Below are 15,195 nucleotides of genomic sequence, written 5' to 3'. Positions count from 1 at the left end.
TGGAAGAAGGTCTTCGTTTCGCAATCCGTGAAGGTGGTCGTACAGTAGGTGCTGGTGTTGTATCTAAGATCCTAGACTAATCTAGACTTAGCAACACAAGCCAAAAAAGCGCACTTAGGTGCGCTTTTTTTATGCCTGCGATTTGGAATTTCGGGAGTGGAGCCCCATCAAAAACACGCCGTAAAGCCATCCATGGCGGCTTCGCAGCAGCATCCCTGCTGCTGAGAGTTTTTGATGGGGCTTCACTCCCTCCGCAATCTGTATGCCAGAAAGCTTTGGAGAGAGGAGGGAGTTCGCCGTAAAGTTTTATGTAAGAGCTCCGATACCGCATCCCTGGGGTGTCAGATTTAGAGAGCGATTTCCCTCTATAATAGACATAAAAAAGCTAGGACTATGCCTAGCTTTGATATTAAGGTCCGTAGCAACAAGGGGGTTACATTTGCTCGACTTTGTAGCCTTTCGCTTTCAATAAGGCGATAACACTGTCATCGCCAACTAGGTGGCCAGCACCGACTAAGACAAATTCTTGGTCATCATCGCCAAACATGGCTTCGATTTGAGGTAGCCAGTTTTGGTTGCGCTTAGTAAAAACATCGTCGTACGAAGCGGGAGATTCACGTTTGAATGTGTCTACCACCAGTTCATCGATTTTCTGAGTATTCCCTTCTCTCCATGCTTTTATGGTGCTTTTAAGCATGTCTTTTAGCTCTGGTAGCGTTTCCAAAGTTTCAGAAATGAGGCGGTCTTCTTCACCGGCTCCCATATTGGCAAGCATACTGATCTGAAAATCTAACGATTCCAGATATTCACTGGCTTTTCCGTCGCGAGCTGCTAACTGCATGAAGTAGGCATCTACACCTTGTCCAGCTAACTGAGAGCGTTGTGCTTCCATAGCTACCAGCATTGATGCAACCATGCCTGGCTTAAATTGCGCTAACTGATCGGCTGTTGCGCCAAAGTTGGCTAAATAAACATTGAGAGCCTGATAGGTCTCTTCTGATACATCATCTTTAAGCGACTTACCGTCTTTGTAAGCAAGCCCAGCCATCATTTTTTGCTGACCTTCAATATCCGTTGGGGCAGGCATTTTTACTTCAAAAACTAAAGTGTCACTTTTTTCATAGGTTTCAGTGAACGTAGCGGGCAATGGAAATTCAGAGATTGGCAGAATATGTATTGTACCACCTACATAAACCGCATCATCGCCTTTCGACACTTTCCAAACCGAGGTCTGGTCGTGCTCTACATTTCCTGCAAAGGCTGTTGCCGAAATAGCGAAACTTGCCGCCATTGCCCATTTACGAAGGGGTATTCTTTTCATTGTATATATCCTTATTAATTATTCTACCAAGATGTCTTAAAGTGTATTGGCTACATGCAGCTTAATTCTTCCTGTCTGCCCCAAAACACGCTGCGCTCGACTAGTATTTCCAATCATATCAGATGCACAACCAAGTAAGGACTGATCTTCAATACAGATTTTATTACTCTTTGTTGTGTCACTTTGATGCAGAACCACTATACCTGCGGTAACACGCCGCGGTCGCGAACATTTTAACACTCGCTGAGTGGGTAATTATCTGTGCGGACTGGTATAAACTATATGTTGAAGCTTCGGGCGAGTTAATACGTTACGCTATGCACTCCATATTCGGTGTAGGCTGGTAGGATTTATACATTCCCGACACCGACTCGCTGCTTATTAACTTTAACACTGCAAAAATAATGTCAAAAGCTAACGAACCAAAAACACAGACCGTTAGTGATGCTCTTAAGCATGCTATCGAAAAATTTCCGACGACACCTATCGCAGAGGTTAAGGCAACGGTACCTCAAGATGCTGCTAGTTGGCGGGAGCTCGTGCAGCAACGAAATGCGCAGCAAAAGAAAAAAGTAAAGAACATGCGCAAACAATTAGGTGTCAGTGTGGAGTTACTGGAAATAGCCGGCGTAACAGTTCGTAAGCTCACGCCGAAAGAGGTGTCACCGCATTTTGAAAACCATGTTTATATAGACGTGCATGGGGGCGCCTATGTATTTTTTGGCGGCTTGCCGAGTATTGAAGAAGGGTTATTGATTGCATCAAGGTTAGGAATAACCGTATTGAGTGTAGATTACGCTATGCCGCCGAATGCCCCAGCACCTGCCGCGCTTTGTGATTTAAAAGCTGTATACCTAGCGCTTTTAGATAGCGTTGACAGTCGTTGCATCCTCGTTGGAGGGACATCCGCAGGCGCCGGGCTGGTTCTTGCGCTTATACAATCACTGGCCGCCGAGAGTATAAGCCTTCCTTGCGCTATCTATACAGGCACACCATGGGTAGATTTAACGCAGGCAGGGGATAGTCGACAAGTTAATGAAGGTGCTGATCGTGTACTAGTTACCTACGAAGGACTACTACAATCTGCGGCAGCGCTTTACGCTGGAAATATCGACTTATCACACCCTAGTGTTTCGCCTATTTATGGTGACTTTACTTCGTTTCCGCCTGTTTTCATCGTGGCAGGAACACGCGATCTTTTTTTAAGTGATGCAGTCCGTCTGCATAGAAAAATTCGCGATTTCAACGGTACGAGTCAACTTGAGATTGTGGAAGGACTGTCTCATGCGGAATACCTCATCGCCCATGAAACTCCAGAGTCTTATATGACTTATGATGAATTACGGGCATTTTTCTTACAGCATCTCTAGCTTAATTCTACAAAACCATACTGTTATAAAACACCTTTAGCCAATGAAAAAGAAAGCCATATAAGCTTGTGCTTATTCTTAATCAACCCGCGTTTTATCAGTTCTAACTGTCAGTTTAGTGTAAATTTGCAAAAGCATATGAAAATAATAATAGTTTGCATTTAGCTTAATCTCTCTGTATTTTACTCGGTGCCAAGATTCAACTCGGTACATTTAGGCATTTAATCACACACTTAAAAGCACTAAAGGGACTTCCTTTTCATGACGAAAATGAATACAAAGAAAAGCGCACTTGCGCTGACGATTACAGCGGCAATACCTTTTGGAACCGCACTTGCTCAGCAAGAGAATGCAGCAATTCACGAATTAGAAACTACCAAGGTTCAAGCAACCGAAGAAGCGGGTTATAAAGTCGATGAAAGCTCTTCAGTAAAACTCACCCAACCGATTGCGAATACCCCTCGCTCGATCAATGTTATTTCAGAACGTCTTCTTGAAGACCAAGGGATTACCAACTTAAATGATGCGCTTCGAAATGTTGCCGGCGTATCAACCTTTGGTGGTGGTGAAGGTGGTGGTGGCGTCGTGTCTGCCAGTGACAAGGTTACCATTCGTGGTTTTGATGCACGCTCAAATATCTATGTAGACGGTATTCGCGATATTGCCGGTTACAGCCGCGATACTTTTAATTACGAAGCCGTAGAGGTCATTAAGGGCGGCAGCGGTTCTTTAGATGGTCGCTCTACTGGTGGTGGTAGCGTTAACCTAGCAACTAAACGTGCGCGACTTGAAGATTTTGGTGCAGTGTCAGGTCGCTATGACTCTTTCGAAAACGCACGTGTAACACTGGATTACAATAAGAAGCTTTCTGAGAATGTTGCGGGCCGTTTAAACCTGTTATACAGCGATGGCGGTGACTTCTTTGACAATGGCGTTGAGGAATACCAAACCACTGGTGTGGCGGGCTCATTACTTTATAAAGTGAATGAAGCAACAGACATAAACCTTGATGTATTTGTGATGGAGCAGGATAACGTTCCGGTGCTTGGTCTTCCCTTCCTAACTTCAGCGGCTGCAGAAGCTACAGGTCAGCCCGAAGGACCGATAGATTCGGGTTTATGGGACGAATATTACAGTGTTCCGGGCCGTGACTTCGAAGAAGTGTCGACACAAATGTACACCTTAGTTATCAATCACAAAGTAAATGATGTGGTAACGCTTCGTAGCCAAACCCGTTTTGGTAGCAACGAAAAAGAGTCTGTAATTGGTCGTCCATGGTGGAATTCAGATGAAGAAGCTAATCTATTGAATGCTGAGCGCTTGCAAGCATTAGATGAAGAGACCGACTTATTTGTATCACAGCTAGACGCCATTCTTTCGCTGGAATCAGGTGCCTTAAAACACCGTGTTGTGCTGGGTGCAGAAATAGCTGAAGAAGAGCGTACGAGCTTTGGTGTGACAGCAAATTACACCTATGTAGATGCGCAAGGTAATGTCCTGGAAGCGCCAACGATTAACCCTTTTGACTTGCAAAATAACGTGTTTGTTACAGGCGGAACAACGCGCAGCGGTAGTGATACTTTGGGTGAAGCGAGCACGGTAGCCTTATATCTTCTAGATACCATTAAAGTAGGTGAGCACCTTCAAGTAGACATCAACGCGCGTTATGACGATTTTGATATTTCTGGTTCTGCGTGTAGCCGACGTAACGGATGCTTCGATGGCTTAGATGCGCAAGATAGTTACTTTAGCTACGGTGCAGCGGTGAGCTATATGCCAACAGAGAACGGCAGTATTTACCTTAGTCGTAGTAACTCCAAGCAACCTCCTGGCGTAGCGTTAGCGCTATCAACCAACGCCGCGCAAAATGCGGTAAGGCCTGAAAATGCGGTAACTACTGAACTTGGTGTTAAGTGGCAGTTCTTTAACGACCAGCTTCTTGTTAGCGGTGCGGTATTTGAAACTACGAAAGACGTGGTCGATTCACAAAATATTGAAGACGGTGTCACAGTGTATTCGCTAGCGGGTGAGCAAGAGTCTAAAGGCTATGAAGTCAGCGTTACAGGTATGCTAACGGACTCACTATCAATCTCCGCAAACTATGCGAGTTTAGATACTGAAGTTACCCAGGACACGACAGCGGATTCTATCGGTAACGGTCTACAAGCGTCGCCAGATGATACGGCTAACATTTGGGTTAACTATGCTGCAATGCATAACAAACTGAATGTGGGCGGTGGTATCTATTACAACTCTGGTGAAACCTACTGGCGCAGAAATACGGCTTATTTCACGGTCGATTCTTACACTACGCTTTTCCTAATGGCATCTTATCAAGTGACAGAGGATCTAAAGCTTCAGTTAAACGTTGATAACTTAACAGATGAAGAGTACGTGGTAGATTACAGCGCTAAAGGGCACTTCCGTCCAGGGAACCCTCGAAGTGTAGCTGTCTTTGCTAACTATACTTTCTAATTGAGTATTCGTTATTATAAAACCAGCCTTAGGTAAAAAGACCTCTGGCTGGTTTTTTATATTTTACTCGCTTTGCCACAATGGGAACAACATGCTGGTTAGAATTGAGAACTTCCTTACCAAACAAGAAGTTGCTGATGCTGTGTCGCTTCTTGAGAAAGCCGATTGGGTTGATGGCGCTGTAACAGCGGGGCATTTAGCGTTACATGCTAAGAAAAACCTGCAGTTGCCTGAAGATTCTCCCACGGCACGTCAGCTCGGAGATTTCATTTTGAGCTTGATGGGTCAGTCGCAGCATATTCTTGCAGCAGGATTACCAAACAAAATATACCCTCCCATGTTCAACTGTTATCAGAGCGAAGGAGAATTTGGCGATCATATCGATAATACCATTAGGCGGGTGGCAGGAACTGCTGTAAAGGTTCGTACGGATATCTCGATGACGGTTTTTCTCAGTGAGCCCGAAGAATACGAAGGGGGAGAACTCGTAATCCAAGATACTTATGGAGAGCAGCGTGTGAAATTCGCGGCGGGCGATATGGTAATGTACCCTTCAACCAGTTTACATAGAGTGACACCTGTTACAAAGGGCCGTCGACTCGCATCCTTTTTTTGGATGCAAAGTTTAGTGAGAAGTGCTGAACAACGACGTATTCTGTACGACTTAGATATGAGTATTCAGGCACTTAGCGCCGAGACTCCAAATAACGCTGAAATTGTCAGGCTTTCGGGTGTGTATCACAATCTGTTAAGGCAGTGGAGTGAACCCTAAGCTTGTAAACCTGCAAGTAATGCGCGAATCGCGCAGTGAAATTATCTAAGAAATTGACTAAGTTGCTGGCCATAAACAGTGCTTATTAATGTTTTCTATAGCGTCAACCCCGCAAAGTGCCATCGTCATTTCAAGTTCGTCTCGTAAAAGGCGAATAGTGTGAGCAACACCTAATGCGCCCGCCGTGGCTAATCCGTACATCAAAGGCCGGCCAATAAGCACGGCGTTGGCACCCAGTGCAATGAGCTTCACCACGTCAGCGCCTCTGCGCACACCGCTGTCAGCCAGTACCATCATTTCATCACCAACCGTTTGGCGAATAATAGGAAGCATCTCTACCGGTGAAGGCACGCTGTCCAAAGCGCGACCGCCGTGATTCGACACAACGATACCCGCTACGCCAAGTTCCGCTGCTTTTTGAGCGTCCAACGGATTAAGGATACCTTTCAGTACAATGGGCAATGACGTGTTTTGCTGGATAAAAGCAATATCGTCCCACGTAGGAGCCTGTGCCATAAGCCCCTGAAACACTACGCTCTTGCCCTCTCCAGGATGTACCAAGGGAGAGGTCGAATCTATATTGACGGCACGTACATTGGGTGGAAGCGAAAATTCCGCCCTTTGCTCACGATTGCGCAAGCCATTAATGGGTGCATCGATGGTAATTACCAATGCTGAAAACTGAAAGTGTTCTGCTTTTTGTATGAGTTCTAAGGTTTGTGAACGGGTAGGTTGGACATAGAGTTGAAACCAGCGAGGGCTCTGAACCTGACTTGGTATCTCCTCAAAGGAGCGACTGGCTAACGTGCTCATTACCCACAAGCCACCTTGAGCTTGTGTTGCCAGCGCGGTCGCTATTTCGCCATCGGGGTGCGCCAGTGCCTGATATGCAACCGGGCCAGAAATTATTGGATGCTCAAACTGCTGCCCTAACAGGGTGGTTTTTGTTTCACCCTTAGCGACGTCACACAAAGTGCGAGGAAGCAAACATAAGTCGTCTAGTTTTTCACGGTTTCTTTTCATTGACAGTTCGTCAGCAGAACCGCCGGAAATATAAGCCCAGGATTGGGTTGTAAGTCTCTCACGAGCCAAACTCTCGTAGTCAGACAGCGCAGCAAGGGTCGGTGGGATGGCATTCAATGGTGTTTTAAGCATATTCGTCAGGTTTATGTAAAGAAAGTAAAAAGCCTTTCAATATTAATTAAATTGCAAATGATAATAATTGTTATTAAGATGCAGGGCGATTTGAGCATGATTAGCCACTTCTTGCAAACAAGAAGAGAAATAAAGCAATAAATAAACCCTACGACAGATAAGGGCACGCATATTTCTACGGATAGTCTCATTTTTGGGCGCTCTTTCTTGGAATAACAATAATCACACCAGCAGCCCTAACTCAAATACATAGCGCTTCATTTCCATCTGGTTTAATCACCATTTGAAAAGACAAGCTGCGCATAACAAGACACAACATATTGAAAAGTCTAGCTATTAGCTGGCTAGCACTCAACTCATTAAGGATTATCAAATGCCTGTAACTGGTAAGCGCATTATTTTGTTAGGAACCCTGTTTCCCATGCTGTCAGCGGGTGTGCTGGCGCAAAGTGAAGAGATAGAAACACTCGATACCACTATCGTGCAATCTGCATCAGAAGAGCTTAAACAAGCACAAGGCGTGTCTATCATCACCGAAGAAGATTTCAAACGTCGCCCTGTTACCAATGATATCGCTGAAATCGTAAGAACCATGCCAGGTATCAACCTCACAGGTAACTCAAGTTCTGGTCAGTACGGCAACAAGCGCCAAATCGACATTCGCGGAATGGGCCCAGAGAACACGCTTATTCTAATTGACGGCAAGCCAGTGTTGTCGCGAAATTCTGTAAAAATGGGTCGTTCAGGCGAGCGAAACACACAAGGCGACAGCAACTGGGTTCCTGCAGAAGCTATCGAAAGTATTGAAGTCATCCGTGGCCCAGCAGCGGCTCGCTATGGCTCTGGCGCATCAGGTGGTGTTATCAATATCATCACTAAATCTCCTGATGAAGCTTCTACCTCTATCACCGCTCAGACCGAACTTTCTTCAAATAAATACGAAGGCGATAACCGTCGTTTTAACCTAGTAACAAGTGCGCCTTTATCTGAGCGCTTCTCTCATCGCACTATTGTTAACTACAACGAACAGGACGCTGACGACCCACGCGTAAATTTAGACGCAACAGACGTAACAACGGGACGTGGCGGTACAGCGAAAGCGGTAGGGGCAGGACGTGAAGGTGTTGAAAACATCGACGTGCGTACTCTTGTTCGATTCGACCAAGATGAAATTAATCGCTGGGACTTTGAAGCAGCCTATAGCCGCCAAGGTAACCGCTATGCCGGTGACAATGCATTTCAAGGCGTAAGGTACCCCGTTGACGAAAACGGCAACGTTATCATTCCAGACGCTGAAGATTTGGCAGAAACTGATGCTCAGAGCCTAATTGGTGAAGAAACACTAGTGATGCACCGTCGTACGTTCGGCGTAACACACAACGGCGAATATGACTTCGGCGACTCATTTAGCTACGTTCAATACGAAAGCACGTCTAACAGCCGTTTAGGTGAAGGTGCGGCCGGTGGAACTGAAGGGCGTATTAATAGCCTTGAAATGTCCACCATCAAGTTAGAGAACATAACCGCAAAAACCGAGTGGAATGTGCCTTTAACGTTAGGCGGTTTCAATCAAACCGCAACGATTGGTGCGGAATACCGCAAAGAGACCCTAGACGATTCAGTTAGCAATCAGCTTTCTCTGAACGTGGTTGATGACGGTACTATTCCTGGCGTAGAGAGTGACCCAGAAAATCGTCCATCTGAAACCGACGCCACGTTGGTAGGTGTGTATGTTGAAGACAACATCATGCTAACGGATTCAATCACGCTTACGCCTGGACTGCGTTTTGATGATCACAGCAAAGCGGGTACAAACCTTAGCCCGAGCTTGAATGCATCATGGCAGGCATCCCCTAATATTGTGGTTCAAGGTGGTATTAGCCGTGCTTTTAAAGCACCAAATCTCTATCAATTAAACCCTAACTATGTGTACTACACACGAGGTAATGGTTGCCCAGTTGACTTCTCTAACTTAGGTGGCGGGTGTCATATTCTAGGAAACCCTGACCTAGAGCACGAAACCTCAGTAAACAAAGAAATTGGTGTTAATTACACCAATGAAGAGGGCTTGAATGCGGGTATTACTTACTTCCACAACGACTATAAAGACAAAATTGGCACCGGTAATGTGCCGCCAGAATATGTGCTACCTGGCGAAGAAGGTGGCGAGGCAAACGTTCAGGTATTCCAGTGGTTTAACGTTCCTGAAGCGGTTATTTCTGGCCTTGAAGGTAACTTGTTGTTCCCTGTAACTAGTACTATTGAGTGGTCGACCAACTTTACCGTGATGCTTGAGTCAGAAGATAAATCTACTGGCCAGCCATTATCAATTGTCCCTGACTACACAGTGAACTCGCTAATAAGCTGGCAAGCCACCGATGCACTTGAGCTTGTGCTTAGCGCTCAGCACTACGGTGAGACAGAAAGCCCTACGGCAAGCGTAAACTCGGGCGCCGTTATCGAAGCTGATGATCGCGAGGCCTATACCATCACCAACATTAACGCCATTTACGCGTTCGACGAAAACTTAAGCTTCAACGTGTCGGTTAAGAACTTGTTTAACGAAAGCGTTAAGCGTGAAGGTACACAAGCATCTAACGCAGGGGCGAATACTTTCAATGAACCAGAAAGAAGCTTCTTGTTGTCTGCTACTTACCAGTTCTAATACTTAGCAAGCAGTAACAAGACATTAAAAATGCCGGCCTCGATAGCGATATCGACGTGCCGGCAATCTCATTAATTCAGCTAAGAGATGTAAGGGATTTGAATGAAAGTTAAAAGAAGTGCACTGCTTTCTTTTGTACTGGTATCACTTGCCGTGGCCTCATCAGGTATTGTGATGGCAGCGACAAAAGCCAGCGATATTGATGGGCTCACTGAAAAGTGGATTAGCATTGAACGCCAGACGCAAAAGCTAGAAAACGAGTGGCGCGAATCAGAGCCTGCATTGCGTCAGCGCATTCAATTACTTAAAGCTGAACGTACTCAGCTGCAGAGTATGATTGACGAAAGTAAAGCTGCAACCACCGACGTGGAAGCCCAGCGAGAAGCACTGCTTGCTGAGCAAAGTGAGCTTGAAGCACAACAGGGTGGGGTAGAGCGTGCATTGACTGGAGTAATAGGGCAAGTAGACAGCCTTTACTCGTCGCTGCCTGAAATTATTCGCCAGACGTGGGATAAAGAGCAAGCCGAATTAGCGGCTGACGCTGACACGTCAAATAAGCTTCAGGTCACCCTTGCAAAACTTTCATCCCTTGCGCAATTCAATAGCAAACTTCTGGTTAACGAAACCGTAATGCGTGCTCCCGATGACAAAGATGTATTAGTTAAGCAGTTCTTTGTTGGCAGCAGCTATGCGTGGTTTACCAATGCCGATGGTCAATATCAGGGGGCCGGTCACGTTAAAAATGGCGAGTGGCAGTGGCAATTTAGTGACAATGTAGATAGCGAAGCGGTGGCCCTTGCCGTTGCTATTTTCGAGAAGAAGCATGAGCCTGATTTTGTTTCTTTACCACTTACGCTGGCTCAAGGAGAAGGCGAATGAAACGCTTATCTCACGTTCTCACAACATTTAATCCAATCTTGAAATCCTCTTTCATTGCCGCATGTGTTGCTTTATGTGCAGCGGTAGTTTGTGCACCTGCAGAGGCTGCGCCTGAAGATAGCATGCTGGCCAATATTAAAGAGGCAAAAGCGCGTCTGGAACGCACAGAAAGCAAAATTAGCAAAGAGCGGGTAGCGCTGGCTAACGAATTGCGTGCGCTTGAACAGCAGGTAATGAAACTGCGCAATGAAACCACGGTCGCCCGCCGTAAAATGGACGAAAGAACCCTTAGTCTTTCCCAGTTGGAAAATCGCCTATCGAGTTGGAGCGAGCAACAAGAGTTCCAACAAAATCTGTTGAGTCGTTTCCTCCTTCAAACCGGTGTAGACAGTCTGTCATTAAGCGAAATGAGCCTGTCTGACAAAGTCCAAAAAGTGGGTGAAAAAGCGAAAGTGTTTGCGAATCAACAAACGCCTAATTTCAGTGCAGGAAAGGTTGTACTGGCGAATGGCGAAGTGACCCAAGCAAAAGTGCTTACTCTTGGCCCGGTGACGTGGTATCTGGCGCAAGCACAAAACGTTGCGGGTACGGCAGAGCGTAAGCAAGACCTGTTTACCTCTACGTCCACGTTTTCAGATACGGATACCGAAAGCCTTGCAAGCTTGGCAAGCAGCGGCAGTGGCAGCATTAAAATAGATCCTACCCTTGGCCGTGCAGCTACACGCAAGCAAGCGTCAGAAGGGGTAATTGAGCATGTTGTGAAAGGCGGAGTGTGGGTGATCCCTATCGTGTTGTTTGCCCTTCTCGCTACGCTTATCGCACTGTTTAAAGTTATTCAGCTATGGCGCTTACCGAAGGTTAAGCAAGTAGCATCAGGCAAAGCTCTGGTGAACATGGTGGGCAGTTCAGGTGTGGGCTTTTTTGATGGCATGCAGCGCGAGTTGTATGACATAACTAAGCGTGCAAGCACGCCAACTGAACGCGACGATGAGCTGTTTTCTGCACTCCAGCAAGACAAAATCAAGCTTGAAAAATACAACGGCACCATTGCTGTAACTGCTGCCGTTGCACCCTTGCTAGGTCTTCTAGGTACGGTAAGCGGCATGATTGAAACCTTTAGAATGATGACGGCATTTGGCTCAAGCGACCCCGAAGTTATTTCTGGCGGGATCGCTAAAGCCTTGGTTACAACAGAGTTAGGCTTAGTAGTGGCCATACCGGCATTAATTCTAAATGCCGTACTCTCTCGCAAAGCACGACATTACTACGAAGAGCTCGAAAGTTTCGCGCTTGTACTTAGCAATGACGAGCCAGACGTTGCTAAGAAAAACGACCAAAAGAGTGATGGTCAAAAGCAAGCGAGCGCAAGCTAATGATTGAACAGCTAGCGGGGAATGCATTGTGTTGGTTAATGCTGCTGGTGGCATGGTTTGCTTACCAGCAAATCTTTGTGTTGTTTACTACACGCAAAGAGATAGCCCAAGTGCGTGATGGAGAGAAAGAGCTAACAAAGCGAGAAATGGTACCTGCCGTACTGGTTAGTGCTCTTCCCTTGATGGGCCTGCTAGGCACAATTGCAGGCCTACAAGTGAGTTTCACCGGAATGATGTCGTTAGGTGTCGATAGTCAAGTCGTTACTGGTGGGATTGCCGATGCACTTTTTACCACTCAGCTTGGCTTAACCTTGGCTATTCCTGGCTGGCTTTTGTTGATGTTTGTTAATGGTGCGGTAAAGCGCGCCGTAGCAAGGGAGGCGTAAACATGGCAAGTCGATTACAGCGACGCCTTGAAAACCAGCAAGCGCAAGGCATTGATATGTCTCCGCTACTAGACGTGGTTTTTATACTTTTAATTTTCTTTATCGTTTCAACAGTGTTTGTAAAAGAGACTGGGGTAGAGGTAGATAAACCACAGGCAATATCAGCACAAAAGCTCGATCAAATGGCCATTATGCTGGCAATTACCCGAACCGGTGAAGTGGTGTATGACAGTGCCAATATCGGTGTGAGCGGTGTGCGCTCTACCGTTGAGCAATTGTTGATGAAAGAACAACGCCCAGTAGTCATTCAGGTAGATAAAGCCGTTCGCTCTGAATTACTGGTAGAAGTCATAGATGAAGCCAAACTGGCGGGTGCCGACACGGTAAATATCGCCACTTTGAAGCCATAGCGAACGAGGCAAAATTCAATGAAATACAATCTTCAACCTTCTCTACTTAGCGGTGCGGTGCTCGTTAGTGCGCTTGGCGTTATGTGGCTAGGGCACTTTTTGTCTAATCTGCAGCCCGACACTATGGTTGTGCGCAAGTTAGACATTGCGGTAACGCCTCCACCGCCGCCGCCCCCTAAAACGCAAAATGTAGTGGAAGAGACTGAGCTTGTTATGCAGGTAGAGGGCAGTGGCGCAGCCATGACCATGGCGGATTTAAGTGTTGAGCCAGATATTCAAGTGCCAAAGCCCGACATGCCAAACGTCAAAGTGACCCAAACCCAATGGGATATGCCTGATATTGAATTGGACGCCTTTGGGCTAAGCGAACTGGATTCAAAGCCTACCTTGCTGACTCCGGTCAAAATACGTTTCCCCAAGCGACTTAAAAAGCAAGGTATCAAGCGGGTGATTGTAAAGCTCGACGTCATTATTGACGAACACGGCAACGTAAAGCTGATGGATATTGTCGAGAACCCGCATCACGAGCTCAATAAAGAAATAATGCGTTTTGTTAAAGCTAGCAAATTTACATCGCCCTACAAAGAAGATGAAGCGGTGAAGGCGCGTTTTATTTGGCCTGTAGTTATAGAGGCCTAATAGAAGCCTATTAAAGGCCTGGTTTAGCGCAATGAAGCGAAATGGAAGCTAAAGAATTTAGAGGTTGATTGTGACAATGTTAAACAAGATTACAGCCGTAACTGTCCTCAGCTGTGTAGTGAGCGTGCTGGCTTTTGTTAAGCCGGTGAGTGCAAAAATAACGGTGGAATTGGAAGAACCCGATTGGCAGTTTGTCCTGCGTCAGCACCATAGAGATGATCATCGTGAACGTATATCCCGTGAAGAAGGTGAGTTTATCGGGCGCATTCAGGCCGACTTGCAAGCAGGCAATTATTCAAACGTTGCCAGCGCATTTGCAACCCAGGATATTTCTCAATTTAGTCCACGCTTGCGTGAGCTTTACGGACAAGTGCTATTGAATGAGAAGAACTACGCGCTTGCCGAAAAAGTGCTGTTAGACGTTATAGACGCTATGCCAAATCTTCCATCGGCGCACAGAAGTTTGAGCATGGCGTATTTAATGACAGATAAATTGGCCAAAGCACGCACTCATTTAACTAAAAGCGTAGAACTAGGTATTCAAGATGCCCAACTTTTCGGGCAGCTAGCCTATACCAATGTCCAGCTTGGCAAACCTGTCACCGCTATTGGTGCTTATCAAAATGCGTTGATGCTCGAACCTGAAAACAAGCAATGGTATCAAGGCTTATTGTTCGCGCTTATTGAAAGTAATGCACTTGCACAGGCGGAAAGCTTGCTAAGCGAAATGTTGGTAGATGATGAAAGTAATCAGCAGCTTTGGCTCCAACGGGGACAAATAGCGTTAAAGCAGGGTGACATGGTAAAGGCGCTGAGCAGCTTAGAGACTGCCCTTTCTTTAGGTGACCGCTCGCTGTCGAATTTGATTTCAGTGGCTAAACTGCACGTTTCTGACGGCAGCCCGCGGCGCGCAGCAGATATACTGGCTACCCATGCTAAGACTTTCATTACCGACAAAGATGGGGAAGGCTTTGACGCTTACTCCAAAATAGCGGCTTACTTAGCGGCTAATGAACAGTGGTCTGATTTAGGTAAATTAACGCAAGCTGCCGACAACAATGTGAAAAAGCTCACGACCTCTCAAGCAGCTACGCTTAATGTACTTAAAGCTCAGTTGGCCATGGGCAAAGGGCAAAGCAAAACGGCAATTTCCCTGTTAACCAAAGCCATTGCTGACGCCCCTGACAATGGAGAGGCGCTGTTGTCTCTTGCTTCACTTTATCGTCAACAGAACAACGTCGAACGTGCCAAAATGACCTATCTACGAGCTGAGTCACTCGCCGACGTTAAACAGCGCGCCATGCTCGGGCGTGCGCAAATTGCCATAGATCAGCGTCAGTACCAAGATGCACTTACGCTTTTACGACAAGTCTATAAATCGTACCCATCCCGTTCTGATTTACTTGGCAACATCCAGTCACTAGAAAACCTAGTGAAGAACACAATATGAAGAGCCAAACGGTAAACCGCGTCGCCATAAATCGTGAACGATTGGATGTCGCACTTAGAACGCTGATTGCTGTGGCACTGGGCTACGCTTTTTCAGCGTGGCTAAGCAGTGCTATCGCCAATTTTATAGGGGCTGACGGACGAGAACACGAAGTGCTGGTAAGAATGCTGTTCTTTTGTGTTTACTGCACCTTTATCCTTTTTACGTTCATCTTTGATACGACGAAAAAGGCGTCCATCGTAATGACAGCGCTCTCAGCGTTAGCCTTATGTCTTTATTCAGTCAGTACAGGGCTTTAAC

At 46.2% G+C, this 15,195-nt stretch carries 14 protein-coding genes; 12 read left to right on the top strand and 2 right to left on the bottom strand.

What is annotated here, in order from left to right; all coding sequences use genetic code 11:
* Positions 1-80 (top strand): hypothetical protein (locus F0261_RS20190; protein WP_171337449.1); only part of this gene is annotated, 80 nt, incomplete at its 5' end.
* A 353-nt stretch (positions 81-433) separates the two neighbouring features.
* On the opposite strand, the gene F0261_RS05905 is transcribed toward F0261_RS20190, so the two are convergent.
* Entirely contained in the window at positions 434-1,321 is an 888-nt protein-coding gene (locus tag F0261_RS05905; RefSeq protein ID WP_039234928.1) for a TraB/GumN family protein, read from the bottom strand.
* 404 nt (positions 1,322-1,725) lie between these two features.
* Here F0261_RS05905 and F0261_RS05900 point away from each other — a divergent pair, with 404 nt between their 5' ends.
* From F0261_RS05900 to F0261_RS05890, 3 genes are all read left to right on the top strand, one after another.
* Positions 1,726-2,691 carry an alpha/beta hydrolase fold domain-containing protein gene (locus F0261_RS05900; RefSeq protein ID WP_171337446.1) on the top strand — a complete coding sequence of 322 codons (966 nt, stop codon included), beginning with the start codon at positions 1,726-1,728 and terminating at the stop codon, positions 2,689-2,691.
* A 261-nt stretch (positions 2,692-2,952) separates the two neighbouring features.
* Positions 2,953-5,166, top strand: a complete 2,214-nt coding sequence (locus F0261_RS05895) for a TonB-dependent siderophore receptor (protein WP_014980516.1) — start codon at positions 2,953-2,955, stop codon at positions 5,164-5,166.
* Positions 5,167-5,257: 91 nt separating this feature from the next.
* Positions 5,258-5,938: a Fe2+-dependent dioxygenase gene (locus F0261_RS05890; RefSeq protein ID WP_171337445.1), complete on the top strand. Its 681-nt coding sequence runs from the start codon at positions 5,258-5,260 to the stop codon at positions 5,936-5,938.
* 57 nt (positions 5,939-5,995) lie between these two features.
* On the opposite strand, the gene F0261_RS05885 is transcribed toward F0261_RS05890, so the two are convergent.
* Positions 5,996-7,093 carry an alpha-hydroxy acid oxidase gene (locus F0261_RS05885; protein WP_014980514.1) on the bottom strand — a complete coding sequence of 366 codons (1,098 nt, stop codon included), beginning with the start codon at positions 7,091-7,093 and terminating at the stop codon, positions 5,996-5,998.
* Between the two features lie 373 nt (positions 7,094-7,466).
* Here F0261_RS05885 and F0261_RS05880 point away from each other — a divergent pair, with 373 nt between their 5' ends.
* From F0261_RS05880 to F0261_RS05845, 8 genes are all read left to right on the top strand, one after another.
* Entirely contained in the window at positions 7,467-9,758 is a 2,292-nt protein-coding gene (locus F0261_RS05880) for a FepA family TonB-dependent siderophore receptor (RefSeq protein WP_171337444.1), read from the top strand.
* 102 nt (positions 9,759-9,860) lie between these two features.
* Entirely contained in the window at positions 9,861-10,637 is a 777-nt protein-coding gene (locus F0261_RS05875) for a DUF3450 family protein (protein ID WP_014980512.1), read from the top strand.
* A complete protein-coding gene (locus F0261_RS05870) occupies positions 10,634-12,010 on the top strand; it encodes a MotA/TolQ/ExbB proton channel family protein (RefSeq protein WP_171337443.1) in 1,377 nt (458 codons plus the stop codon). The genes F0261_RS05875 and F0261_RS05870 overlap by 4 nt, the downstream gene beginning before the upstream one ends.
* On the top strand, positions 12,010-12,396 hold the full coding sequence (locus F0261_RS05865; RefSeq protein WP_014951025.1) for a MotA/TolQ/ExbB proton channel family protein: 387 nt from the start codon (positions 12,010-12,012) through the stop codon (positions 12,394-12,396). Before F0261_RS05870 ends, F0261_RS05865 begins: the two co-directional genes overlap by 1 nt.
* Before the next feature lie 2 nt (positions 12,397-12,398).
* On the top strand, positions 12,399-12,806 hold the full coding sequence (locus F0261_RS05860; protein ID WP_014951024.1) for a biopolymer transporter ExbD: 408 nt from the start codon (positions 12,399-12,401) through the stop codon (positions 12,804-12,806).
* Between the two features lie 18 nt (positions 12,807-12,824).
* Positions 12,825-13,445, top strand: coding sequence for an energy transducer TonB (locus F0261_RS05855; RefSeq protein WP_014977608.1), 621 nt, complete (start codon positions 12,825-12,827; stop codon positions 13,443-13,445).
* A 76-nt stretch (positions 13,446-13,521) separates the two neighbouring features.
* Positions 13,522-14,895 carry a tetratricopeptide repeat protein gene (locus tag F0261_RS05850; RefSeq protein ID WP_171337442.1) on the top strand — a complete coding sequence of 458 codons (1,374 nt, stop codon included), beginning with the start codon at positions 13,522-13,524 and terminating at the stop codon, positions 14,893-14,895.
* Positions 14,892-15,194 (top strand): hypothetical protein, encoded by a 303-nt coding sequence (locus tag F0261_RS05845; protein ID WP_171337441.1) that lies wholly within the window; start codon positions 14,892-14,894, stop codon positions 15,192-15,194. Before F0261_RS05850 ends, F0261_RS05845 begins: the two co-directional genes overlap by 4 nt.
* Position 15,195 lies beyond the last annotated feature (1 nt).

Origin of the sequence: Alteromonas sp. 07-89-2 (genome assembly GCF_013113925.1) — a bacterium.
Classification (GTDB): Bacteria; Pseudomonadota; Gammaproteobacteria; order Enterobacterales; family Alteromonadaceae; genus Alteromonas; species Alteromonas macleodii.
This window is presented reverse-complemented; position numbering and strand designations above follow the sequence as displayed.

Bases quoted from the DNA above. Each gene is read 5' to 3' on its own strand.
- F0261_RS05870 (WP_171337443.1), top strand. From the start codon at position 10,634: ATGAAACGCTTATCTCACGTTCTCACAACATTTAATCCAATCTTGAAA.
- F0261_RS05890 (WP_171337445.1), top strand. From the start codon at position 5,258: ATGCTGGTTAGAATTGAGAACTTCCTTACCAAACAAGAAGTTGCTGAT.
- F0261_RS05865 (WP_014951025.1), top strand. From the start codon at position 12,010: ATGATTGAACAGCTAGCGGGGAATGCATTGTGTTGGTTAATGCTGCTG.
- F0261_RS05875 (WP_014980512.1), top strand. From the start codon at position 9,861: ATGAAAGTTAAAAGAAGTGCACTGCTTTCTTTTGTACTGGTATCACTT.
- F0261_RS05900 (WP_171337446.1), top strand. From the start codon at position 1,726: ATGTCAAAAGCTAACGAACCAAAAACACAGACCGTTAGTGATGCTCTT.
- F0261_RS05880 (WP_171337444.1), top strand. From the start codon at position 7,467: ATGCCTGTAACTGGTAAGCGCATTATTTTGTTAGGAACCCTGTTTCCC.
- F0261_RS05845 (WP_171337441.1), top strand. From the start codon at position 14,892: ATGAAGAGCCAAACGGTAAACCGCGTCGCCATAAATCGTGAACGATTG.
- F0261_RS05855 (WP_014977608.1), top strand. From the start codon at position 12,825: ATGAAATACAATCTTCAACCTTCTCTACTTAGCGGTGCGGTGCTCGTT.
- F0261_RS05850 (WP_171337442.1), top strand. From the start codon at position 13,522: ATGTTAAACAAGATTACAGCCGTAACTGTCCTCAGCTGTGTAGTGAGC.
- F0261_RS05885 (WP_014980514.1), bottom strand. From the start codon at position 7,093: ATGCTTAAAACACCATTGAATGCCATCCCACCGACCCTTGCTGCGCTG.
- F0261_RS05905 (WP_039234928.1), bottom strand. From the start codon at position 1,321: ATGAAAAGAATACCCCTTCGTAAATGGGCAATGGCGGCAAGTTTCGCT.
- F0261_RS05860 (WP_014951024.1), top strand. From the start codon at position 12,399: ATGGCAAGTCGATTACAGCGACGCCTTGAAAACCAGCAAGCGCAAGGC.
- F0261_RS05895 (WP_014980516.1), top strand. From the start codon at position 2,953: ATGACGAAAATGAATACAAAGAAAAGCGCACTTGCGCTGACGATTACA.